Origin of the sequence: Anoxybacillus sp. J5B_2022 (genome assembly GCF_026847645.1) — a bacterium.
In the GTDB taxonomy this organism is placed as follows: Bacteria; Bacillota; Bacilli; order Bacillales; family Anoxybacillaceae; genus Anoxybacteroides.
Window position 1 is genome coordinate 1 of the sequence record NZ_JAPSMC010000046.1, and the last position, 22,417, is coordinate 22,417.

Annotated in this window: 22 protein-coding genes, 1 other RNA gene and 3 pseudogenes; 4 read left to right on the forward strand and 22 right to left on the reverse strand. The window is 44.1% G+C overall.

All coding sequences use genetic code 11. The annotated features are described in order from the left end of the window. The 6 genes and pseudogenes from M4I42_RS12290 to M4I42_RS12315 form a co-directional block, all read right to left on the reverse strand. Positions 1 to 248: pseudogene (locus tag M4I42_RS12290) on the reverse strand (hypothetical protein); the annotation flags it as partial. A gap of 3 nt (positions 249 to 251) precedes the next feature. Next, the gene (locus M4I42_RS12295) at positions 252 to 1,034 is read right to left on the reverse strand and encodes an ABC transporter permease (protein ID WP_268852430.1); all 783 of its coding nucleotides are present in this window, start codon (positions 1,032 to 1,034) and stop codon (positions 252 to 254) included. A 122-nt stretch (positions 1,035 to 1,156) separates the two neighbouring features. Then, positions 1,157 to 1,799 (reverse strand): annotated as a pseudogene (locus M4I42_RS12300) (IS630 family transposase); the annotation flags it as partial. Positions 1,800 to 2,002: 203 nt separating this feature from the next. Beyond that, positions 2,003 to 3,976, reverse strand: coding sequence for a DUF6449 domain-containing protein (locus M4I42_RS12305; RefSeq protein WP_268852431.1), 1,974 nt, complete (start codon positions 3,974 to 3,976; stop codon positions 2,003 to 2,005). Next, the gene (locus M4I42_RS12310; RefSeq protein ID WP_268852432.1) at positions 3,951 to 4,850 is read right to left on the reverse strand and encodes an ABC transporter ATP-binding protein; all 900 of its coding nucleotides are present in this window, start codon (positions 4,848 to 4,850) and stop codon (positions 3,951 to 3,953) included. The genes M4I42_RS12305 and M4I42_RS12310 overlap by 26 nt, the downstream gene beginning before the upstream one ends. Beyond that, on the reverse strand, positions 4,843 to 5,232 hold the full coding sequence (locus tag M4I42_RS12315) for a GntR family transcriptional regulator (RefSeq protein WP_268852433.1): 390 nt from the start codon (positions 5,230 to 5,232) through the stop codon (positions 4,843 to 4,845). The genes M4I42_RS12310 and M4I42_RS12315 overlap by 8 nt, the downstream gene beginning before the upstream one ends. A 290-nt stretch (positions 5,233 to 5,522) precedes the next feature. On the opposite strand from M4I42_RS12315, the gene M4I42_RS12320 reads away from it, so the two are divergent. Next, positions 5,523 to 6,815 (forward strand): sensor histidine kinase, encoded by a 1,293-nt coding sequence (locus M4I42_RS12320; protein ID WP_268852434.1) that lies wholly within the window; start codon positions 5,523 to 5,525, stop codon positions 6,813 to 6,815. Positions 6,816 to 6,842: 27 nt separating this feature from the next. Here M4I42_RS12320 and M4I42_RS12325 read toward each other — a convergent pair whose 3' ends face one another. Further along, the gene (locus M4I42_RS12325; protein WP_268852435.1) at positions 6,843 to 7,763 is read right to left on the reverse strand and encodes an EamA family transporter; all 921 of its coding nucleotides are present in this window, start codon (positions 7,761 to 7,763) and stop codon (positions 6,843 to 6,845) included. A 12-nt stretch (positions 7,764 to 7,775) separates the two neighbouring features. Beyond that, on the reverse strand, positions 7,776 to 8,654 hold the full coding sequence (locus M4I42_RS12330) for a DMT family transporter (RefSeq protein WP_268852448.1): 879 nt from the start codon (positions 8,652 to 8,654) through the stop codon (positions 7,776 to 7,778). A 215-nt stretch (positions 8,655 to 8,869) separates the two neighbouring features. Between M4I42_RS12330 and M4I42_RS12335 the strand changes: the two genes are divergently transcribed. Continuing rightward, positions 8,870 to 9,085: a hypothetical protein gene (locus M4I42_RS12335; protein ID WP_268852436.1), complete on the forward strand. Its 216-nt coding sequence runs from the start codon at positions 8,870 to 8,872 to the stop codon at positions 9,083 to 9,085. Between the two features lie 104 nt (positions 9,086 to 9,189). Here the strand turns inward: M4I42_RS12335 and M4I42_RS12340 are convergent, their stop codons facing one another. The 14 genes from M4I42_RS12340 to M4I42_RS12405 form a co-directional block, all read right to left on the reverse strand. After that, positions 9,190 to 9,393, reverse strand: a complete 204-nt coding sequence (locus M4I42_RS12340) for a DUF6501 family protein (RefSeq protein WP_268852437.1) — start codon at positions 9,391 to 9,393, stop codon at positions 9,190 to 9,192. 52 nt (positions 9,394 to 9,445) lie between these two features. Then, the gene (locus M4I42_RS12345; RefSeq protein WP_183250787.1) at positions 9,446 to 9,604 is read right to left on the reverse strand and encodes a DUF2639 domain-containing protein; all 159 of its coding nucleotides are present in this window, start codon (positions 9,602 to 9,604) and stop codon (positions 9,446 to 9,448) included. Between the two features lie 87 nt (positions 9,605 to 9,691). Beyond that, positions 9,692 to 11,344, reverse strand: coding sequence for a DHA2 family efflux MFS transporter permease subunit (locus M4I42_RS12350; RefSeq protein WP_268852438.1), 1,653 nt, complete (start codon positions 11,342 to 11,344; stop codon positions 9,692 to 9,694). A 9-nt stretch (positions 11,345 to 11,353) separates the two neighbouring features. Continuing rightward, positions 11,354 to 11,986 (reverse strand): HlyD family secretion protein, encoded by a 633-nt coding sequence (locus M4I42_RS12355; RefSeq protein WP_268852449.1) that lies wholly within the window; start codon positions 11,984 to 11,986, stop codon positions 11,354 to 11,356. Positions 11,987 to 11,996: 10 nt separating this feature from the next. Next, a complete protein-coding gene (locus tag M4I42_RS12360; protein WP_268852439.1) occupies positions 11,997 to 12,437 on the reverse strand; it encodes a MarR family winged helix-turn-helix transcriptional regulator in 441 nt (146 codons plus the stop codon). Between the two features lie 118 nt (positions 12,438 to 12,555). Further along, positions 12,556 to 12,748, reverse strand: a non-coding RNA gene (gene ssrS / locus M4I42_RS12365) — 6S RNA. A 44-nt stretch (positions 12,749 to 12,792) separates the two neighbouring features. Beyond that, positions 12,793 to 14,331 carry an acyl-CoA carboxylase subunit beta gene (locus M4I42_RS12370; protein WP_268852440.1) on the reverse strand — a complete coding sequence of 513 codons (1,539 nt, stop codon included), beginning with the start codon at positions 14,329 to 14,331 and terminating at the stop codon, positions 12,793 to 12,795. 9 nt (positions 14,332 to 14,340) lie between these two features. Continuing rightward, a complete protein-coding gene (locus M4I42_RS12375) occupies positions 14,341 to 15,117 on the reverse strand; it encodes an enoyl-CoA hydratase (protein WP_183250791.1) in 777 nt (258 codons plus the stop codon). 18 nt (positions 15,118 to 15,135) lie between these two features. After that, positions 15,136 to 16,041 carry a hydroxymethylglutaryl-CoA lyase gene (locus M4I42_RS12380; protein WP_268852441.1) on the reverse strand — a complete coding sequence of 302 codons (906 nt, stop codon included), beginning with the start codon at positions 16,039 to 16,041 and terminating at the stop codon, positions 15,136 to 15,138. Positions 16,042 to 16,052: 11 nt separating this feature from the next. Continuing rightward, complete coding sequence (locus M4I42_RS12385; RefSeq protein WP_268852442.1) at positions 16,053 to 16,265, reverse strand: acetyl-CoA carboxylase biotin carboxyl carrier protein subunit; 213 nt, start codon at positions 16,263 to 16,265, stop codon at positions 16,053 to 16,055. A gap of 87 nt (positions 16,266 to 16,352) precedes the next feature. Beyond that, positions 16,353 to 17,705, reverse strand: a complete 1,353-nt coding sequence (gene accC / locus M4I42_RS12390) for an acetyl-CoA carboxylase biotin carboxylase subunit (RefSeq protein WP_268852443.1) — start codon at positions 17,703 to 17,705, stop codon at positions 16,353 to 16,355. Between the two features lie 9 nt (positions 17,706 to 17,714). Then, on the reverse strand, positions 17,715 to 19,361 hold the full coding sequence (locus tag M4I42_RS12395; protein WP_268852444.1) for an AMP-binding protein: 1,647 nt from the start codon (positions 19,359 to 19,361) through the stop codon (positions 17,715 to 17,717). A 41-nt stretch (positions 19,362 to 19,402) separates the two neighbouring features. Then, the gene (locus M4I42_RS12400; RefSeq protein ID WP_268852445.1) at positions 19,403 to 20,545 is read right to left on the reverse strand and encodes an acyl-CoA dehydrogenase; all 1,143 of its coding nucleotides are present in this window, start codon (positions 20,543 to 20,545) and stop codon (positions 19,403 to 19,405) included. A 131-nt stretch (positions 20,546 to 20,676) separates the two neighbouring features. After that, entirely contained in the window at positions 20,677 to 21,312 is a 636-nt protein-coding gene (locus M4I42_RS12405) for a TetR/AcrR family transcriptional regulator (protein WP_268852446.1), read from the reverse strand. Between the two features lie 146 nt (positions 21,313 to 21,458). On the opposite strand from M4I42_RS12405, the pseudogene M4I42_RS12410 reads away from it, so the two are divergent. Then, positions 21,459 to 22,004: pseudogene (locus tag M4I42_RS12410) on the forward strand (flavodoxin family protein). A 110-nt stretch (positions 22,005 to 22,114) separates the two neighbouring features. Further along, positions 22,115 to 22,372 carry a DNA alkylation repair protein gene (locus M4I42_RS12415; RefSeq protein ID WP_268852447.1) on the forward strand — a complete coding sequence of 86 codons (258 nt, stop codon included), beginning with the start codon at positions 22,115 to 22,117 and terminating at the stop codon, positions 22,370 to 22,372. Positions 22,373 to 22,417 lie beyond the last annotated feature (45 nt).

Below are 22,417 nucleotides of genomic sequence, written 5' to 3' on the forward strand. Positions count from 1 at the left end.
TTCATAAAAATAGACCTTATTGAAAAAAATAACACAATTGGGATAATGAAATAAACAATAAGGTACATATCATTAAGTAAACGTAAAGTAATATCCCAATTATTAAAATATACTTTTTTTTCGTAAGCAACCTTAACAATTTCGTTTTTCAGCATGACACTATAAAAGTAAAAAATAACTCCTGTCACCAGCCATTTAACGCTAATTACATCTTCAAGATATTTTATACGAAAAATTCTTTGTTCCATACTTTATATCATCCATTCTTTTTGGTTTCGTGTCGAGAGTACAAAGACCACTATCAGAACGATTAGCAGGAATGAAAACGGCACCAGTACCGTCCATAAAGGCTGTTCTTCAATATTGAATGGAAAAATAGTACTAAGTGGCGAAAACATTGGTATGTTGAACACACCAGTTACGAAGTTGAAAACATGATAAAAAAGAAACGGAATCGATAGAGCAACAAACGGATTGTTTAAGTTGAGCAGTAACATGAAGGCAATAGTAGAATAAACTACCCCATTTATAGAAACCCACAACGAATAAATCAATCCATATGTTAAATCTCCATACAATAAGAGATGTGAAAAAGTTACGTTAGGTATATGTACATTCTTATCTATAGGAGTATAAAGAATTATTCCTAAATTTGGTTCCAAATACATTATGAAAACAAACGGGAGGAAAATTAACAAGAATATAACTAATCCCGTCAACAAAGCGTTTGTTAGTCCTTTGCTGAGTATATAAATATTTAATGAAACTCTAGTACGAGTATACGTAATAAATTTATTCCTTTGCTCTTGTAAAAAGGAAGGAAGGTAAATGATAATAACCAGAGCAGGAAAAAGCAACGGAATAATCGCTGATACTATCTCTTGAAATACTTCAACTGGTTTATAAAACTGATACCCTTCACTTATCATACAAAACCTTATAGTTGGTAAAAGAAGAATAATAGCTGACCACATTAATAAATTTTTTATTGTACACGCTCTTTTCAGTTCGACTAATAATTGATTACGCAACATCTATTTCACCTCTTACAAGTCTTTTGCTAATCATTAAAGACTATTAAAATCTATAGTGTTATATAAAATTAGGTAAGCATAAATTTTATCAACATATGTACTATATAAGTTGAATTAAAGAATTACAACTGAACACACAAACGATCGATCGTTTGTTCTGATTTTTGGTTGATTCTCTGAATCAATGCTTGGACATTCTTTCTAATTTGTTGCACACTCGAATGGAACACGTTATTGATGACGTCTGATTTTAGCCATTTCCATAGCCCTTCAATCAAATTCAATTGCAGACTATATGGTTGCAAAAAGACGAGCTCTAATCGATTTTCGTGTTCTTTTAAAAACGGCTGAATGAGTTTGGCATGTGGAATTCGAGCGTTATCTAAAATCATCACCACTTTCCCTGTAGGATAATGTTTGAACACAAGTTCAAGAAATCGAAGAAATGTTTCTGCGTCATAACGTTCTTCTTCGATGCAAAATACCTCTCCTGTTTCGTAGTTCAACGTGCCAATCAGCTTCAGCCCCTGATGTTTTCCAAACGTCGGAATGATTCGTTGTTTTCCTTTGACAAACCATGTTTTTTGAATCGCTTGGTAATCACGAATCATCGATTCGTCTTGAAAGAGGACATGGGCGATTTTCCCATCTACCAGTTTTTTTTACTTCGGGGAAGGTGATTTGGACGAATTCCTTTTGTTTCTCTTCATCGGCATTGGCTAGCGTATAGGTCGGTTTCGTATAACTTAGCCCTAACCGATGCAGATGGCAGTGGACAACTTCTTGATCTCGTCTTTGTGATTCGGCATCGTATTTTCTCTCCGTTCCCCTATTTTCTCTTTTATTTATTCGCCGTGGAACGGGAGAAAACCTTTATTTGAATATAGTATATGTAACTGTCTAAATGTATGCCAATACATTCAAATGAAAATTTGTATAAAAAAGTGCCCCTTGATGAGACACTTTTCTTATGGCAATTGTTCACGAATGAACGATGGAAGCGCTTCTTCGTCGATTACATGCCAATCTGGTTCAGAATGGGCGGTACGGTAAAAGGCGATAATATAGCGCGATTCCGTTTCATAAGAAGAAGCTTTTTGCAAGCACTCTTCTAGCTGCTTTTTATCCGTAATACGCAATACGTCGGTTCTTGTTTCTAGCTCTTTTACAAACGCCGGGTTTTCTACTAAGTCATAAAGCGGGGTGCGCGCATCGTTTTTCACGACGATAGCGTATGCAACATCGTCCGCGGTAACTCGTGCTTTCGACAGCAATCCGTGTTGCTTCAGCCACGCATCGATTCGTGCATATGATTTTTTCCACGAAAGCTGCATTTGGTCGCCATCGCTTTGCAACAGTTCAATCGTTCCCCAGTCATTGGTTGGGGAAATCATCTCGGTAAATGGCTCTTCTTTTAGCTCCGTTTTCAACACCGCGATAAACGACTCGATTTGTTTTGGATCGGCGATTTGAACCGTTTTTGTCTCCGTTCGAATCGTGATTTGACGAATCGGCGACACATTGTCTTGCAATAACAAGTAGTAGTTGTGTTTATATTCCCGTGATTCCATAATCGCTTCGTAAAAAGGTTTGTACTCGTTTATTGGAATCGAGTACGTTCTCACCATTTTTTCCCCGTTTTTTAATACATAGCCGATGACGACTGGACGGATGTTTTCTCCAAACGCAAACGGCGTCGGACGGTCTTCAATTAATTGGCGATGGAAAGCATACACGTTTTTTATGTTTTGCGTCGTTTGTAAAAATTGATCGGATTGAACGTACGAAATATATTGATTCTCGGTTTGCCGCTCAAATTGATACACCGATTCGCCAAAATAGACGCGCTGAATGTCAGATAACGCTGGCTGGCGCTTTTCATAGCCGGTGATGTCAACACGGACCAGACTGCCGATAACAATGATTGCTACGATGAATATCGCATATTCTTTCCAGCGATGAAAAATGCGCCACGTTTTTTCAATAATAGCGGATGCAATAAAAAACCCGACAAGAGAAAATGCCACATAGCCAAACAAAATCCAGCCAAGGCTTCGCTGTGTTTCGCCAAAATACAAGCCGCCAACGAGCATAAAGCAAAACGTCACGCCAAAGGAAAAGAGCGGTTGAAGTGCTGCAAACGCAATCGCTTGACTTGCCGCTTCGCTATGGCGCCGTTTGTATAGCCAAATAGACAATAAGCAACATACTACCGTTGCCAACGCATAACGTGCCATTTCGAACAAAGCCAATGGCTCGTTGGCCAATTCAACAAACCTAACAAACGGTACGATGCGCTCTAGATTGGCACTTAAATAGTAGTCCGCCGCAAAGCCGGATAATACATATCGCATATTCATGAGCATAAGAACGGAAATACCGGCTGGAAATAAAAACAAAATGTAAGCGAACGCCCCTTGCAATACGGATATGCCTGTCAACATCCCGACCAATACGCTCGCACTAAAGACAAATAGCTCCATAAGTAACATCTCTGCCGTCCACCGAACAAGATCGGGGGCGGAAATATGCATATTTTCTATCGGCAACTGACACAACAACGCTGTTGCTAGTGTTGTCACGATGACAGGAATAACAAGCAGAAGAACGCCAAATAGCATTTGTTGCCAAAACAATGTTTCGCGTCGAAGTGGCAAACTATGCATATAATCAACCGACCGTTTTGTCTGCATATAACGAAATAAAAAGATAGCTAATAGCACCGGAACGGTAAAGGCAATCATCCCTTGAAAGGCGTTTGAAAGTTCAAACACGTTGCGGATCACAGGTGAATAGCCATTTTTTTGATTCGTATAAATCATCAGCATCCTTAGCGGAATAGCAGCGAACAATAGCAGAAGATGAATGATGCCAATCCAGCCGACGTTTCGGACATTTTGCATAACCAATGAACGATTATACGAGAATATTTTCGATGGCATAACCGACCCCTCCCATCTCATACACAAAAATTTCTTCCAATGTAAGCGGCAGTACGTCAAAAATAACCGGCTCAAATTGGTGAATATACGCTTCTACTTTCTCTTTTTGCCCGCGAACGATGCAAAGAAGTACGCTGCCTCGCTGTTCTTTATAGACGGCGTCTAACCCTGTAAGAAACGAAGAAGGAATGCCACCGCGAAACGCCACTTGAATTTTATGTATGTCCGTTTTTAATTCATCCATTTCTTTTTCTAGAACGATTTCCCCTTGGTGCAAAATGCCGATATGGTCGCACAAGTCTTCAACTTCTCGCAAGTTGTGCGAAGACATGATAACAGTCATCTGCCGTTCAGCCACCTCTTGCACAAGTAAGTTTTTCACCTTTTGCCTCATGACCGCATCTAATCCGTCAAGTGGCTCATCGAGAATCATCACTTCAGGCTTTACGGAAAAGGCTAGCCAAAACGCTGCTTGTCGTTGCATCCCTTTGGACATGCGGTGAATTTTTTTATCAAGCGCAAGCGGAAACGCTTCTTGCAAGCGGACAAACCGTTCCTCGCTCCACGACGGATAAAGGTCGCGATAAAATTGTGCCATTTGCCGAATCGTCGTTTGTGGGAAAAAGTAAAGCGCATCCGGTAAAAATAGCAGTCTTTGTTTCACGTTTGTATTTTCAAAAACCGGCTCCCCCGCGATCAAAATGTCGCCGCGGTCTTGCTTGTAAATGCCGGCAAGCATTTTTAACAGCGTCGTTTTTCCAGCACCGTTAGAGCCAAGCAAGCCATAAATCGAGCCTCGCGCGACATGCAAACTCACTTCTTTTACTGCTTCTATATCCGCGAATTCTTTGCGGACGCCACGAACGTCAATCATTCGTTTTCGCTCCTTTCACTAATTGCTCCGCTGTTTCGACAAGCGACAACAGCTCTTCTTTTGCTATTCCTAGATAAAGCCCTTCACACAACAGTTTGAGCGTTTGCTGTTTTATCATCGTTGCTTTTTCTTGACTCACAGACGGGGATTGCGGCGCGACAAAACTTCCTTTTCCCGGAATGGAATAAATGTAGCCTTGATGTTCTAGTTCACGGTACGCTTTTTGGATCGTATTGGGATTGATTGTTACCTCTTTTGCCAATTGCCGTACCGATGGAAGTTGCTCGTGCGGCTTCCATACTTCATGGATGATAAGTTCTTTCATTTTCTCGACGAGTTGCTCATAAATTGGCTGCCGGCTGCGAATATCGAGTTCAAACATCCCCCCGCCTCCTTTCCAAATGATGTATACTAACTGTATTAGTAATTATAGTACACATCACACAAAAAAAACAACCATTTTCTCCTATTTTGGCGAGAAAAATGTATTTTCAACGCATCTATATAAGTTGAAATTTTGTTTTACATCCAGCGGATCACTTCACCACGTTATATCATATCGGTTTGTATTTAGATGAAAACGGAAACGAAAAATCGGAAATTCTTTATTGCAACTTATATAGTTTTCGTATAATTAGTATTGTCAAATGTTTGCCTGTTAGGAGAACGTGTATGGGAACATATATTAACCAAAATTTATTAAACAACTTGTTTTATATTTTAACGAGCATGTTTGTGTATTATTTTATTTATGACCAACGGAAATGGTGGAAAACGAACCTTCACCAACAACAGTGGCTACTCATTATTTGCACTGCTGTTCCGCTTTTATTGTGTATGAAGTTTCCTATCTATATTGCCAAGGATTGTGTACATGACTTGCGGCAAATTCCGTTTTTAATTGGTACATTATACGGCGGATGGTTTGTAGGGAGCGTCTTGTTATTTATATTGCTTGCTGTCCGGTTTTTCTTTTACGGATTTCAACCGATCACTGTGGCCGTCTACTTCACGATGTTCATCATTGCTGCTTGGGCTTCTCCTGCCTTTCGCCGCCTAAATCGTACGGATAAATTATTTGCATCGATGTGGCTGACGCTTCTTCTTGACATTTTGGTAACAGTCATCGCGGTCGTCTTTTTTGATTTCCAAATCATCGATTCCTATATTTTTGACTTTATTTTAATTCCGCCGCTTGCGATGCTATTTGTTGTCTATATTATGGAAACGTTAAAAGATGCAATCGTCATGCGGTCAAAACTCGTGAAAGTGGAAAAAATGGAGATTGTCAGCCAACTCGCAGCGAGCATTTCTCATGAAGTGCGCAATCCGTTAACGGTAGTGAAAGGATTCATCCAATTAATGAGGTCGCAACCTATTTCAAAAGAAATGCAAGAGCGATATATGCACATCGCCCTTGAAGAAATCGACCGAGCGGAAACGATTATTAACGACTATTTAACGTTTGCTAAACCGACGCCAAAAAAAGCAGAGCCGCTCATCGTCGAGCAAGAATTGGAGCGGGTCGTCCATTTATTGCAACCGTTCGCTCGGATGAACGGGGTGCACCTCGTTGGAAAGTGTCAGCCGTGTTCCATCATCGGCAACAACGAATATTTTCGTCAATGTTTTTTAAACTTGTTAAAAAACAGCATTGAAGCAACACCGGCTGGTGGAACGGTCACTGTTTCTTGTTACACACAAGGAGAACACGTCGTTGTTACCATCGCAGATACAGGCGTTGGGATGACAGCCGAGCAAATTAGCCGGTTCGGTGAACCGTATTTCAGCACGAAAGAAAAAGGAACAGGGCTTGGCGCCATGGTCGCGGTGAAATTGATCGAAACGATGAAAGGAACATGGCATATTGAAAGCGAGGTCCATAAAGGGACGACTATTACTGTCACGTTCCCCGAAGCAAGAAAAGCGGAGCCGAAGCTAGACAGTGGTTCAAAATTTTCTTAGCTAGCCAAAAACAGGGATGCAGCAAACTTACATCCCTGTTTCCATGTTGCGGTACATTCGTTTTTTGGATGGTTGTGACAAAAGAAGAACGGTCAAAATAATGCATGCCGCTCCTACCGCTTGCAATAATCCGAACGAAACGTGCAAAAACGCAATCGAGGCGACAACGGCGGATAGCGGCTCGACGCTTGACAACAAGCTCGATTCCGTCGGTGATAAATGGCGAATGCTTTCCACAAAGAGCAAAAAGGCAATTAGTGTGCCGAAAAGCACGACGAACGTGATTAATAGCCACGTATCGACCCCGAATATGATATTCGTCGGGACAAGCGATGGAACGAGCCAACACATCGCTGTGCCGCCAATGACCATCCCCCACCCAACGACAAGCGTTGTCTGCCACGTTTTTAATAGCTTGGCAGAAGCGAGTGTATAAAACGCTAACGCGACACCAGACAACACGCCCCAAACGACCGACACGAGCGAAACGGTGAACTGATTCGTTGTGCCGTTTGTCATTAGTAAAAACGTGCCTGCAAGCGCTAAAAAAACTGCGAAACTAATTTTCACCGTCGGCTTTTGTTTTTCTTTCACTAATGAATATAAAACGATATACACCGGCGCTAAATATTGCAGTAGCGTAGCCGTCGCTGCATTCCCAGTCGCGATCGACGCAAAGTACGTGTATTGCACACCAAGCATGCCAACTAATCCAAACAAAATGAGCTGCCAACGGCTTTTTCGGTCTTTCCAAATCGCAAATGGCTCAAGCCCTTTAAAGGCGCTTAATACGACGAGTACAAAGCCAGCCAATACCATCCTTACTGCTACGAGCCACTCCGCGGTGACGTGCTTTTCTTGAAACAATACTTGCGCAGCTGTCCCTGACAGCCCCCAAAGCGCTGCGCCCGTCACAACCATTGCTAATCCTTTCGCGCGACTTGACATTTCCCTCTCCCCTTACGATTGCTTTTTCTCAAGGACGGCAATGACGACCCCTGCAATGATGAATGCCCCGCCGAGCCAAAACGGAATATTTAATTGTTCATGCAAAAACAGCCAGCCAAACACCGAGCCGACAAGCGGTTGGAAAAAGAAAAATAACGAACCGATCCCCGCATCCATCATTTCCATTCCTTTATTCCAAAGGAAAAACGCCCCCGCGGTCGACACGACGCCAAGGTAAAGAACCCCAAGCACTACCGGCAACGAAAATGTTAGCGGCATCGCTCCCCATAACTCCCACATCATCATCGGTGTTGTGCCAATAAGCGCAACGAAAATCGCATACGTCGTAATGACTAATACCGACAGCCGAATAGACGCGATTTTTACGAGCACCGATAAAAACGCCCATGTTAATGCCGCACCGACTAATAATACGTTCCCTACAAACGAAGTCGCCTCCCCGCCACCTAATCCGACGACGACAACGACCCCCGCTGTTGCTAATAGTAGCGCAAACAACTTTCGCCACGTAATGATTTCGTGCAACATCCAGCGGGCAAAAAGCACAATAAACGCAGGCGTCGCTGAGGTGATGAGCGAAGCGGTATGCGCATCCGACCATTTCGTACCGACAAATTGCAAAGAAATTGAAAGGACGTAGCCAATTATCCCAATCCAAATAATACGCTTCCAATCTTGCTTTTCTTTCGGGATAGAAATGCGCTGCACACGTAATATTAGCCATAATACAAAAAAGGCAACCGCATACCGAAGCCAAACAAGCGTAAATGGTGGAACGTAATCGAGCACATATTTACTAATGACATACATCCCGCCCCAAATGCTAGCAGCGAGCGATAAATACAATGAACCGAAAAAGGTTTGTCTCATCTCATTTCCCTCCGTCTTTTTTTCTTTTTCTTTATCAGACGGAGCGAGCGCTTGCTCCGCCTTAGAAGCAAGCGACTGGTTGGTCGTTTTCAAACAACATCGTAATTTCCCCTCTCTCTTTCCATTTCTTTTTATTGTAGCAAATCACAGGGAAAGATGCATGCGTTTTTTTATTATTCTAACAATTGCAAGATAAGAGAGTAGAACGATTCTTTTTGGGGAAAGTAATAACAACAGGTGTATACCGTGGAATGGGTGACCGATTAAATACGTTGCAAGTATTGTTTATTTTCATGCTAGCCATCGGCTTTACCGGCCATGTAACAGTCATTCCTATTGAAGGAGTGAAGCAACATGAGAAAAAAGCGGTTCATTCCGTTCATGCTATGCATTGGTTTATTATCGGAGTGTTGCGGAGCGAAAAACATTGATCAGCTTACGTGTGTTCACGCAACTGGTATTGATCATAAATCTGGAAAGTTAAAACGATAAAAGAAACGGTTCTTTCGCTGTTTCGCGGAAGAACCGTTTCTAATTACACTTCTTCAAAATACTCTTTATAAAATCCGCCTACTTTTCCTGTATTATCGACGATAAAGTAAAACTCTTCCGTTTCGTTTTTCACGTCATACGTTTTGCCTGGGGTCAATACGCGGTTCACGACGTATTTTTCGGCATTCGTATGTACACATTTCACTTTCTTCATCGTCGGACGGTTCAGCCAAGTATGATGGATCATCTTCCTACTCCTTTCATCATCCGTTGCTCCTTCTATTGTAGCGATCTTTTCTTCATTGGGCAATACGTCCTTTTTTCACATATTTTTCGTATAGCCCATACAAAATTGCTGCTTTATACGTTTCGAGCTTTTTACGCTCGACAGGATGACGATAAATTCCATTCTTTTTTAATTGCTCCACAAGCCAACCTTTTGATCCGAAATACGCCACTACACTACTCCCCCCTTTCTTTTGCTTGTCTTATATGTATGAGAAAACTAGAACGAATATGAAAAAAGCTGACTGGCTTTTCGCCAATCAGCCTTCTTGAACTGGTTCTTTCTTTTTTCCTTTTAAGAAAAAGGATAAAACGAGCGCTAACAACGCTAACCCTGTTGCGACAATAAACGCGTCGTTAATGCCTTCCACCGCGGAACGCTGCTGCACTAATCCGTATAATAATTGGGTGACCGCTTCGTCGCTCGAAATGAGTCGCTTCAGTTGTGCCACCACATCGACGGCGATTGGGTTATCGCTTGTCAATTCATTGCGGTAATTTTCCGCATGAAACTTCGCCCGGTTAGACATCACTGTAACGAGAAACGCTGTTCCTAACGAAGAAGCGACCTGTCGCAACGTATTGGCTGTTGCCGTTCCGTGGCTATACAAATGACGTGGCAAGACATTTAACCCTGCGGTCATAATCGTCATCGACAACATCGACATGCCAAGCATACGGAAAATATAGAGCCATAAAATATGACGATACGGTGTATCTAACGTTAATTGGCTAAATTCCCATGTCGTCACAACCGTAATGACAAGCCCAACAATCGCTAGCGCCCGAACGCCAATCCGGTCAAAAATCATCCCTGAAATCGGCGACATAATCGCCATCACAATCGCTCCAGGCAAAAGGAGCAAGCCGGAATCCAGCGGAGTAAAACCACGAATGTTTTGTAAATAAACAGGCAACAGAACCATTGCGGCAAATAACGCCATATTTAACACGCAGCCAATAATGGTCGTAAGCGTAAATACGCTGTATTTAAAGACACGCAAATTTAAAATCGGGTGTTCGGCAGTAAAACAACGCCATGTAAACAACACAAGGAATAAGACGCCAATCGTAATCGAAACGGCTACTTCCGTACTCCCCCACCCGTTGCTTCCTGCTTCACTAAATCCATACAACACGCCGCCAAACCCAAGGGTAGAATAAACAGCGCCGCGGACATCTAATGTCGGATTAGTCGTTTTTGGCGTATTTTTTAACCAAAGAAAAGCTAATACAATATCGATAATCGCAATCGGCAAAACGATATCAAAAAGAAGACGCCACGAATAATGTTCCACTAGCCACCCAGACAACGTCGGACCAATCGCTGGGGCAAACATCATTGCAATTCCTACCGTCCCCATCGCTACGCCTCGTTTTTCTGGCGGGAAAATCGTTAACATCACAACCATCATCAGCTGCATAATAATTCCCGCCCCAACTGCTTGAATTAGCCGACCGGTTAAAATCACAGCAAACGATGGTGCGAATGAACAAATGAGCGCCCCGACCGCAAAAAACGTCATGCCCGAAAGAAATAATTTTTTCGTTGGAAATTTTGCGATTAAAAACGGGCTGATTGGAATCAATACCCCGTTGACGAGCATATATCCCGTTACGAGCCATTGGATAGTTGACGTTTCCACATTCAAGTCTCCCATCATATGTGGAAGCGCTACGTTAATTAATGTTTGGTTTAAAATCGCAACAAACGCCCCAAGCATAATGGTGGCTACGACTTTCGCCCGGCTCGCTCCTAACGCCATTTCTCCTGCAGCTTGAGGAGCAAGTTCTTTTTCCACTACTGTTTCCTCTTCTTGTACGTCTTTTTGTTTTTTCTTTCTCAACATATAATTAAACAACCCAAGCACAAGAAGCGAAAATAAGATGTACCCCGTTAAAAACGTTGACATCATGATCACCTACTTATGAATGCGAACGGTGACGTTCATTCCTGGTACTAGTCCCGCTCCGTTATAGTCATCGATCGAAATCGTAATTGGAATGACTTGTGTCACTTTTGTATAATTGCCCGTCGTATTGGAACTTGGCAGTAAACTAAATGTATTGGCAGTGGCAAACCCTAGTTTCTCCACTTTTCCTGTAAATTTACGATCTGGATACGCATCGACATAAATATCGACATCTTGCCCTGTTTTTATATCTTCTATTTTTGTTTCTTCGATATTAGCCGTTACCCATAAACGGGATAAATCATATCCTCGCGCTAACGGAACTGTTGGCGCAACGAGCGAGTTCGTGACAGCGCTTTGCTGAACGACCGTCATATGATGTGGAACGGTGATCGGAAACGTATTCTTCCCGTCAGACACTGCACCGATTTGGTCACCGCTGTCAAATGTTTTTCCGATATCGCCAGACCAACTGACTAACTTCCCTGCCACCGGCGCCACAATCGAAACTGCCTGCCCGTCAATGCGAGCGTTGTCTGTCTTAATGTAATTTGTTGTTTCATTGACGTAATAATAAGCAGCAAATCCCCCTGCTACTAATAAAAGCAACACAATGATATTTAACGTAATTAAACGCTTCATGCTCACCTGTTTATTCCTCCCCTAATAAAATCGTTTTAACTTTTTGTTGCAGCGACAGTAATGTTTCAATATCGTCCTTACCGATCGTTGTTTCTACCTTTTGCAATCGCCGAATAAGGATCGATTCGCCATTGAATGCTTCTTGCAATTTTTCTTTCCCTTTTTCTGTAAGTCGAAGCGTGACCGCGCGCCGATCTTCTTTTGATGGTTCACGTATCACTAACCCCGCGCTTACAAGCCGATCAACGGTTCCGCTAATCGTGCTATTGCTCATGTTGAGTTTTTCCGCTAAGTCGTTTAATCGAATGTTATCTTTTTTCGATAGCGTATAAAGGATGATCAGTTGCAGTTCTGTAATCCCTACTCTCGTTGCGTCTTCGCGAATCAACTTGTACAGCGCTTTGCGAATACGAAAGACAGAGTACATAATTTCTCGCCCTAACTTTTCCATATCCCCCCTCCTTTCTAATTAAAATAATTCCAATACGAACTATTTGCATACGAATTATGATTATACCATGTTTGTAGGAAAAAGCAATCAAAAAACCGACCCCAAGGAGGTCGGTTTTTTAGACGCCGCGATTTGCCGTTGGTTGAATGGAGTTTCTCAACCACACTCCACTAGGTGGGTGTTCGCAGAAACGTTCTTGTCGTCCCCGTCACTCCGTTTAGTGGAGGCATGACATTCCCGTTTCGATCTAGAACTCCCTCTTTACAGCCATCGGTTGAAACTTCATTCGTTCACGTACAACGCAGCGGTGATTACTATCATACATAATCTTTTTCATTTTGGCAAGTTTCCGATTTTATACCGGATATACACCGTGCTTCCGCTCGGAGAACGTCATGTATTTCGAACGGTAGGCATCGAAGCGGCGGATGAGTTCTTCCCGCAACGAATTTGGAGCGATAATGCCATCAATGACCATTTCCGAAGCTAAGCGATAAATGTCAATATCGCGGCGATATTCCTCCCGTTTTTGCTCAATAAACGCCGCCCGTTCTTCTTCTGGCAGCTCGGCAATTTTGTTGGCGTACACTGCATTTACCGCCGCTTCCGGACCCATGACGGCAATTTGCGCGTTCGGAAACGCTAAACAACAGTCCGGTTCAAACGCTGGCCCCGCCATCGCATAAAGTCCAGCGCCGTACGCTTTGCGAACGATCACCGATATTTTCGGCACGGTTGCCTCCGACATCGCCGAAATCATTTTTGCCCCATGACGAATAATGCCGGCTCGCTCGACCTTTGTTCCGATCATAAAACCTGGGATGTCCGCTAAAAAGAGAAGCGGGATATGGAACGCATCGCAAAGCGTAATAAATTTCGCTGCCTTATCAGCCGAGTCGTGGAACAGCACGCCGCCTTTTACGCGCGGCTGGTTGGCGATAATGCCGATCGGTTCTCCGTTTAGGCGGGCAAGCCCTGTAATAAGTTCTGGCGCAAACAATTTTTTAATTTCGCAAAATGAACCTTCGTCGATAAACCGTTCGATTAAATCGTACATGTTAAACGGCGCATTTTGGTTGACTGGCAAAATGTCTTCGATCGTTTTGTCAAACGATTTCGGTGGTCTTACTTCATGAACAGGTGGTTTCTCACTAAAATTCGCTGGAAAATACGATAAATACTTCCGCGCAAACTGAATCGCTTCCTCTTCCGTTTTCACGAGCACGTCACCGCAACCGGAAACGCTGCAATGCATGCGCGCTCCACCCATTTCTTCTAGCGTTACTTTTTCACCGATGACCATTTCCGCCATGCGCGGGGAGCCTAAATACATCGACGCGTTCCCTTCGACCATAATGACGATGTCGCAAAACGCTGGAATGTAGGCGCCACCAGCTGCCGACGGTCCGAACAATAAACAAATTTGCGGAACTTTCCCGGAGAGCTTTACTTGGTTGTAAAAAATGCGCCCTGCACCGCGGCGGCCTGGGAACATTTCAATTTGATCGGTAATGCGCGCACCGGCTGAGTCGACTAAATATAAAATCGGGCAGCGAAGTTTTTCCGCTGTTTCTTGAATGCGAATAATTTTTTCGACCGTGCGCGCTCCCCACGACCCAGCTTTGACGGTGGAGTCGTTCGCCATCACGCATACCGTTTGGCCGTTAATTTTACCGACGCCTGTGACAACGCCATCAGCAGGAAGACCATCCGCAAGGCAGTTGGCAAACAATGCGTCTTCAAACTGCATGCCGTCATCAAATAATAGCTTCAAGCGGTCACGGACGAACAACTTCCCTTGTTCCGCATTTTTTCGATGGTATTTTTGTTCTCCGCCTTGTTCAATTTGCTTTGTTCGTTCCACTAATGTTTCTGTTAACGTTTTTCCGTTCATGATAGCCCCCTACTCTCCTTTGTAGACCGGTTTTCGTTTTTCTTTAAAGGATTGCAGCCCCTCTAAACGGTCTTTTGTCGGAATCGTGATCTCGTAAGCCATTTGCTCGATTTTTAAACCGGTATATAAATCTACTTCCAGCCCGCGGTTGATGGCGAGTTTCGCCTGGGCAACAGCAATCGGTCCGTTTTCCGCAATTTTCTGGGCGAGTTCGCTTGCTTTCGCAAGCAACTGTTCGCGTGGCACGACATCTTCCACAAGCCCAATTTGCAGCGCTTCAGTTGCTGGAATGCGCTTAGCGGTGAAAATTAATTCTTTCGCTTTTCCTTTACCGACTAAGCGGGGCAACCTTTGCGTTCCGCCAGCCCCTGGAATAATGGCGAGTGATGTTTCGGTTAAACCGAGCAGCGCGTGATCGGCTGCGATGCGGATATCGCACGCCAATGCCAATTCCAATCCACCGCCAAATGCAGAACCGTTCAACGCACAAATGACCGGCTGTGGAAGCTGCTCAAACTCGTTGATCGTGTCGCGAATGAGCGCAACTGTTTGGCGTACTTCCATTTCATTCATTCCCGCGCGTTCTTTTAAATCCGCCCCTGCACAAAACACTTTTTCTCCGCTTCCTGTGATAATGACGGCACGAATCGTCCGTGCGAATTTTAACTCGTACAACACTTGTTGTAGCTCGTTGAGCAACGCTACGGATAAGGCATTGGCTGCTTGCGGACGATTTAGTGTAATAAACGCAATTCCGTTTTCTACTGCATAAAGAACCGACTCCATCCACCATCCCCCTTTCGATTAAGCGCGACACGAAGCCATTGCTTGCAAATAGTGGCTATTGAGCGCTCGACCGATTTTATGTTGAATAAATAAGGCTGCTTCCGTTAAACGTTCGAGGTCGATGCCGGTAGAAATGTTCATGCCGTTCAGCATATATAACAAATCGTCTGTCGCGACATTTCCGGACGCCCCTGGAGCATATGGACAACCTCCTAAACCGCCAAGCGAGCTATCAAATGTGGTCATTCCCATTTGTAATGACATGAGCACGTTCGCTAATGCTGTGCCGCGCGTATCGTGGAAATGCATCGCTATTTTTTCTTTTGGGAACCGCTTCAATAAAACCCCGAGCACTTCTTCGACTTGGCGAGGGTTGGCCACGCCAATCGTGTCGCCTAACGACAGTTCGTCAATTCCCATGTCAAACAATTTCTCTGCCACGCGGATGACTTGTTCAACGGAAACAGCGCCTTCATACGGACAGCCGAACACGGTTGATACGTAGCCGCGTACCGTTTTTTGTGCGGCTTTCGCTTCGCGAACCACTTCGGCTAACACAGGAAACGTTTCCGCGATCGATTTGTTAATGTTTTTGCGATTATGTGTTTCACTTGCCGACATAAAGACAGACACTTCATCTACTTTCGCGGCAAGCGCTTTTTCGAGCCCTTTTTGGTTTGGAACAAGCGCTGCGTATGTAACGCCCGGAACTCGCTCAATGCTTGTCGCCACCTCGAACGCATCCGCTAATTGCGGAATCCATTTCGGATGCACGAACGATGTGATTTCAATATACGTAAGCCCTGTTTTCGCTAGCTGATTGATCCAAGCAATTTTATCTTCCGTTGCGATCGCGACCGCCTCATTTTGCAAGCCGTCGCGCGGTCCGACTTCCTTAATGGTGACACGCTCAGGCCACTTCATCGGTTTCACCTCTATTCAAGCGTCAATAAGACGTCTCCTTCGTTGACAAAATCGCCTTCTTGCACGTGAATTTCTTGCACTATTCCACTTGCTTCGGCAGCGATCGGGATTTCCATTTTCATCGATTCTAAAATGACAACATCTTGTCCTTCTTCGACTTGATCACCAACAGCCACGACAATTTTCCATACATTCCCTGCCATTGTTGCGACTACTTGAGTCATTTCACGTCTTCCTCCATTTTCTTAAGTTTTATGTAAGCTAGTCTTCCGCTTGTGACAAAGCGGAAGACGTATCATTTACAGAACTGGCTATTTTGCCGGAGATTTATACAAATACGTCTGAATAAAATTCGTTGTTGTATTTCCTGCTTGAAACGCTGGATGATTCAATACTTCCTTCAACATCGGAATATTTGTTTTAATGCCTTCAATTTGATAGTGCTCAAGCGCTTGTAACATGCGAGCAACCGCTTCTTGGCGGGTGTCGCCTTTTGTAATGAGCTTCGCAATCATCGGATCGTAAAATGGCGTCACCACCATGCCACTCGCAACCGCTGTTTCATTGCGGACATATTCTCCTTCCGGCAACTGAAAAACAGTAATCGTTCCCGGTGATGGGAAAAATGTTTTCGGGTCTTCGGCATAAATACGCACTTCCATAGCGTGGCCACTCCGCTTAATGTCTTGTTGTGTGTAGCGAAGCCGCTCCCCTGCGGCAACGCGCAACTGTTCTTCGACAAGATCGATCCCCGTAATTTCTTCCGTCACTGGGTGCTCGACTTGAAGTCTTGTATTCATCTCGAGAAAATAAAAGTTTTTTTGTTCATCGACAAGAAACTCGATTGTTCCCGCGTTTGTATAGCCGATGTGTTTCGCGGCCTGCACCGCTGCTTCTCCCATTTTCTGGCGCGTGTCTTCGTCTAAAAACGGCGACGGTGCTTCTTCGATCACTTTTTGGTGGCGGCGCTGAATGGAACATTCTCGCTCCCATAAATACACGCAATTCCCGTGATAATCCGCAAGAAGCTGAATTTCAATATGCCTTGGGTTTTCAATATATTTTTCTAAATACATCGCGCCATCGCCAAAGAAAGACGCCGCGCGTTTTTGGTTTCCTTCAAAGGCTTTCCGCAATTCTTCCTCGTTGTGGACGATTTGCATTCCAATGCCGCCTCCGCCAGCAGATGCTTTTAACATAATCGGGTAGCCGATTGTTTCCGCGGTTTTCACCGCTTCTTCAACGTCTTGCAGCGGAAATGAAATGCCTGGAACGATCGGAACACCCGCTTCCGCCATCGTTTTGCGCGCTTCAATTTTGCTTCCCATGCTAGCAATGACATTGGCGTTCGGTCCGATGAACACGATTCCTTCCTCTTCGCAGCGGCGAGCAAACGTCGGATTCTCCGACAGCAGGCCGTATCCCGGGTGAATCGCTTCCGCATTCGTTTCCTTCGCTATCTCAATGATTTTCTCCACATTTAAATAACTTTCACTTACGCGCGGTTTTCCGATTAAAAATGCTTCGTCTGCCCACTTGACGTGAAGCGAGTCCGCATCCGCTTCCGAATAGACGGCGACGGTTCGAATCCCTAGTTTTTTGCATGTCCGAATAACCCGTGCCGCAATTTCCCCGCGGTTAGCAATTAAAATTTTTTTAAACATACAATCCCCCTATTCTCTGACAAGTCCGAGCCGCTGTTTTGCTTGTTCACGCAACTTAAACTTTTGAATTTTCCCTGATGCTGTCATCGGATAAGCGTCGGTAAATTCAATGTAACGTGGAATTTTGTGGCGCGAAATTTTCCCGCGGCAAAATTCGCGGATTTCTTCCGCCGTTGCTGTCTGCCCTTCTTTTAAAATGATCCATGCCATCACTTCTTCCCCGTATTTTTCATCAGGGACGCCGACGACTTGAACGTCTAAAATTTTTGGGTGCTTATATAAAAATTCCTCGATTTCACGTGGATAAATGTTCTCACCGCCGCGAATGATCATATCTTTTAATCGTCCTGTAATGCGGCAGTAACCGCTTTCATCCATCACTGCCAAATCGCCGGTATGCAGCCAGCCTTCCTCATCAATTGCTTCTTTCGTTGCTTCCGGATTGTTATAATATCCTTTCATGACGTGATAGCCGCGCGTACATAACTCCCCTTGCACACCCCGTGGCACTTCTTTGTTCGTTCCCGGTTCAACGATCTTCACTTCGACGTTTGGAAGGGCGCGTCCGACCGTTTCGACGCGCAAATGGATCGGGTCGTCTGTTCTCGTTTGCGTAATGACCGGTGAAGATTCCGTTTGCCCGTAGGCAATCGTAATTTCTTTTGCGCCCATTTTTTCAATGACGGCTTTCATCACTTCAATCGGGCAGTTGGAGCCGGCCATAATCCCAGTGCGTAAAGACGATAAATCGAATGTTTCAAAGTCTGGGTCGTTTAATTCGGCGATAAACATCGTTGGAACCCCGTGCAACGCGGTACATTTTTCGTTTTGTACTGTCTGTAATACTTGTTTTGCGTTAAATTCCTGCAGCGGTACCATCGTTGCGCCGACGGAAACGCATGCTAATGTACCGAGCACGCAGCCGAAGCAATGGAAAAATGGAACTGGAATGCATAAACGGTCGTCTTTTGTGAGCTTCATGCATTGGGCGATGTTGTAGGCGTTGTTGACAATGTTGTAGTGGGTCAACATGACTCCTTTTGGAAACCCGGTCGTTCCTGAGGTGTATTGCATGTTGATGACATCGTGCGGGTCAAGGGAGTTCATCCGTTCGTCTAGTGCTTCTTCTGTTACGTCGTTGGCCATCCCCAATAAGTCGTTCCATGAATAAGTGCCTGGATAACGTTTATCGCTTAATACAATGACATTTTTTAATTTTGGTAGCCGTTTTGCTTTTAGTTGTCCAGGTTCGCATTCTTTTAGTTCTGGGGCAATTTCGTAAATCATTTCGATGTAAGAAGAGTCGCGATATTGTTCGATTAAAAGCAACGTAGTAGAATCCGATTGTTTTAGCAAATATTCCAATTCGGCTGTACGGTAATTCGTATTGACAGTAACGAGTACTGCGCCCATTTTTCCAGTCGCAAACTGGCAAGCGAGCCATTCCGGCGTGTTCGTCGCCCAAATCGCAATATGTTCGCCTGCTTCAATTCCTAATTTCATCAACCCACGAGCAACGACACGGCAATAGTCGTCAAACTGTTTATACGTCATTCGTAAACCGCGATCCGCATAGACGACCGCTTCATGGTCTGGGTGCGCGTTTGCTTTTTCCTCTAGCAATTTCCCTACTGTAATATTCAACATGTCGACCATAAAATACCCCCTTGTTTCACCTAGCGTACATTTCCAGTCGCTTAGCATCCAAGTTGACGGGCGATAACAAGCCGTTGAATTTCCGATGTTCCCTCGCCGATTTCCATGAGTTTGATGTCACGTAAATGGCGCTCCACTCCGTATTCTTTCATATAGCCATAGCCGCCGTGAATTTGAATCGTTTGATTGCAAGCGCGAAAACCGGCTTCAGAAGCAAAAAGTTTCGCGAAAGCAGCTTCTTTTGTAAACGGTTTCTTTTGATCTTTTAACCATGCCGCTTTGTATACCATGTTGCGAGCGAGTTCAATTTCCATCGCCATGTCCGCAAGTTTGAATTGAATCGCTTGGAATTTAGAGATCGATTGGCCAAATTGCGTGCGTTCTTTCGCATATTGAAGCGCTTTCTCAAACGCAGCTTGTGCAATTCCGACTGCAAGCGCCGCAATGGAAATACGTCCGCCATCAAGGGTGTATAAAAATTGCTTAAATCCTTTCGTTGGATCTCCGAGCACATTTTCTTTCGGCACACGCACGTTTTCAAAAACGAGTTCACATGTATTGGAGGCGCGAACTCCCATTTTGTCATAATCACAACGAATCGTAAATCCAGGAGTGTCGGTCGGAACGATGATAGCAGAAATCATGTTTTTGCCTCGCTCATCTTTTCCTGTTACCGCTGTGACAATGACTTGTCTTGCGTGCCCAGCGTTCGTGATCCAGCATTTTTCACCGTTGATGACGTATTCATCACCGTCAAGTACCGCTTTCGTCCGCGTTCCCCCGGCATCGGAACCAGCGTTTGGCTCTGTTAATCCGAACGCTCCTAACGTTTCCCCTTTCGCCATCGGAACTAACCATTTTTGCTTTTGTTCTTCTGTGCCGAAGTAGTAGATCGGGCTTGCACCGAGCGAAACAGCCGCCGCATAGCTCAATCCGGTCCCACCGCACGCCCGGCCGATTTCTTCTACGGCGATCGCATACGAAATCGTATCGCCACCTGATCCGCCGTACTGTTCTGGAAACGGAATGCCTAGAAGCCCTAACTCGCCCATTTTTTTGAATACATCGACAGGAAAATACGCTTCTTCATCCCATTTCGCCGCGTTCGGTGCAATTTCCTTCTCCGCAAACTCTCGCACCATTTCTTTAATCATTTGTTGCTCTTTTGTCAGTTCCAAATTCATCGTTTCTCTCCCCCATTGATGATCCTTTTATATTAGAACCGACTAGTCGGTTTATAAATGATATAAAGACCGACTGGTTGGTTTGTTCACGCTACTTAGCACTACCTTTCTTTCGGTTCTGGATTTTTTTGTTAAACCATTTGTTTGTTCAAAAGGAAAAACATGGTGTTTTCTGCCTTTTGCTTTGCTTCTTCTGTCAAAATAGAATGCAAAATGAAATCGATAAAATGCGCGGCAATTTGTTCGATCGTCATTGGCCCGTTTGGCTTATACCATTTATACGTCCAGTTCACCATGCCGATGATGCTCATTCCCGTAATTTCAACGGAAAGTTCCGATCGAAATTCCCCTGCTTCGATCCCTTCGCGAATCACTTGAAAAATGACTTGTTTGAACTCATCCCGTTTCTCATTAATTTTTTGCGAGTATTCTGGTTTTAAATACGTAGACTCTTGGTAGAACACTGTAATATGCGGTTTGTATAAATGGAATACTTTAACGAACGACTGAACAATCGCGCATAGCCGCTCAGTCGGAGTATGATAGTTTTGATACGCTTCTTGGGCTTTGTTTAACACATACGTAATAAATACATCGTGAATATGGTAAAGAAGTTCATCTTTTGATTTAAAGTTATGGTAAAACCCGCCTTTAGAAGCGTTGCTCTCTGTTACAATCCGGTCCACCGTTACCCCATGATAGCCGTATTGTTCAAAAAGGCGTAGTGCTGTATCAATAATTCGTTCTTTTAACGTTTTTTCTGCCATGAGTAATCCCTTCGCTTTCATATTAACATAATTTTTAGAAAAGTTAAATATTTTTTATACTGCTATTTATAACATACGGAATCGCTGCGCGAAATGTCAATCATCATTTATAATAATGTGAACGAAAATAGAAAGAGGTTGATGGTATGGCGAACATCTTATTGCTAAATGGAAGCTCGCGAGAAAATGGAAATACGGAACAACTAACAAACATACTGCTACAAAATGTAGCGCATACGCGCGTGAATTTACGAGATTTTTTCATTCAGCCGATCGTCGACAAACGCCACGTACCAAGCGGGTTTACCGAAATGGCAGACGATTATGAGCAAATCATTTAGCTTGTCCGCCAACATGATATACTCGTGTTTGCGACCCCTATTTATTGGTATGGAATGAGCGGGCAAATGAAGTTGTTTGTCGATCGCTGGTCACAAAGTTTGCGCGATCCTCGTTTCGCGTTCAAAGAAGAAATGAAGACGAAAAAAGCGTTCGTTGTCATTTGTGGCGGTGACGATCCGTATGTCAAAGGACTCCCGCTTCTGCAACAGTTCCAATACATTTTTCAATTTTTCGGCACAGAATGGCTCGGCTATTTAATCGGCAAAGGAAATGCGCCTTTCGAGGTATTGAATGACCAGCAGGCCGTTCAGCAAGCAAACTATTGGAATGAAGTGTTTCGTTCGCTCTAACATTCCCCATGCCCCCTTCTTGAAAAGAGGGGTTATTTTTTATAGGGAAAGGTCGTCTTATGCATAATCTGCCCGTTTATTTTGAAAGATAATAGATGGAGGTGATTCGTTTGGAACCGATGTTATGTCCGGGGTGCAAAACAAACCGAACGCGTTTTAATATCATTGAGCAGCGCCCAAAAGCGGTAAAGCTTCATCCGCGAACAGGAGAAGTGGAAACAGAGTATACGAACGAGGCGCTTGATCCATTTCATCTTCCTTACCGCGGCCCGAGTTACCGTGTGCAATGCGCCGCCTGTGGATTAATCGAAAATGCAGAAACATTTGTCAAACATGCGCAACATTTTTCGGAGGTGAACAAATGGTGAAAAAACAAACGCCGTCCAACGAAGTGGATCAAAAAGCGCTTGTCA

What these genes read in the sequence shown, in the direction of transcription:
- M4I42_RS12375 (WP_183250791.1), bottom strand. Translation starts at nt 15,117, where the DNA reads ATGGAGTCGGTTCTTTATGCAGTAGAAAACGGAATTGCGTTTATTACA.
- M4I42_RS12405 (WP_268852446.1), bottom strand. Translation starts at nt 21,312, where the DNA reads ATGGCAGAAAAAACGTTAAAAGAACGAATTATTGATACAGCACTACGC.
- M4I42_RS12305 (WP_268852431.1), bottom strand. Translation starts at nt 3,976, where the DNA reads ATGCCATCGAAAATATTCTCGTATAATCGTTCATTGGTTATGCAAAAT.
- M4I42_RS12355 (WP_268852449.1), bottom strand. Translation starts at nt 11,986, where the DNA reads ATGAAGCGTTTAATTACGTTAAATATCATTGTGTTGCTTTTATTAGTA.
- M4I42_RS12340 (WP_268852437.1), bottom strand. Translation starts at nt 9,393, where the DNA reads ATGATCCATCATACTTGGCTGAACCGTCCGACGATGAAGAAAGTGAAA.
- M4I42_RS12325 (WP_268852435.1), bottom strand. Translation starts at nt 7,763, where the DNA reads ATGTCAAGTCGCGCGAAAGGATTAGCAATGGTTGTGACGGGCGCAGCG.
- M4I42_RS12320 (WP_268852434.1), top strand. Translation starts at nt 5,523, where the DNA reads ATGGGAACATATATTAACCAAAATTTATTAAACAACTTGTTTTATATT.
- M4I42_RS12370 (WP_268852440.1), bottom strand. Translation starts at nt 14,331, where the DNA reads ATGAACGGAAAAACGTTAACAGAAACATTAGTGGAACGAACAAAGCAA.
- M4I42_RS12395 (WP_268852444.1), bottom strand. Translation starts at nt 19,361, where the DNA reads ATGGTCGACATGTTGAATATTACAGTAGGGAAATTGCTAGAGGAAAAA.
- M4I42_RS12310 (WP_268852432.1), bottom strand. Translation starts at nt 4,850, where the DNA reads ATGATTGACGTTCGTGGCGTCCGCAAAGAATTCGCGGATATAGAAGCA.
- M4I42_RS12400 (WP_268852445.1), bottom strand. Translation starts at nt 20,545, where the DNA reads ATGAATTTGGAACTGACAAAAGAGCAACAAATGATTAAAGAAATGGTG.
- M4I42_RS12360 (WP_268852439.1), bottom strand. Translation starts at nt 12,437, where the DNA reads ATGGAAAAGTTAGGGCGAGAAATTATGTACTCTGTCTTTCGTATTCGC.
- M4I42_RS12315 (WP_268852433.1), bottom strand. Translation starts at nt 5,232, where the DNA reads ATGTTTGAACTCGATATTCGCAGCCGGCAGCCAATTTATGAGCAACTC.
- M4I42_RS12380 (WP_268852441.1), bottom strand. Translation starts at nt 16,041, where the DNA reads ATGAAGTGGCCTGAGCGTGTCACCATTAAGGAAGTCGGACCGCGCGAC.
- M4I42_RS12295 (WP_268852430.1), bottom strand. Translation starts at nt 1,034, where the DNA reads ATGTTGCGTAATCAATTATTAGTCGAACTGAAAAGAGCGTGTACAATA.
- M4I42_RS12350 (WP_268852438.1), bottom strand. Translation starts at nt 11,344, where the DNA reads ATGTCAACGTTTTTAACGGGGTACATCTTATTTTCGCTTCTTGTGCTT.
- M4I42_RS12330 (WP_268852448.1), bottom strand. Translation starts at nt 8,654, where the DNA reads ATGAGACAAACCTTTTTCGGTTCATTGTATTTATCGCTCGCTGCTAGC.
- accC (WP_268852443.1), bottom strand. Translation starts at nt 17,705, where the DNA reads ATGTTTAAAAAAATTTTAATTGCTAACCGCGGGGAAATTGCGGCACGG.
- M4I42_RS12385 (WP_268852442.1), bottom strand. Translation starts at nt 16,265, where the DNA reads ATGACTCAAGTAGTCGCAACAATGGCAGGGAATGTATGGAAAATTGTC.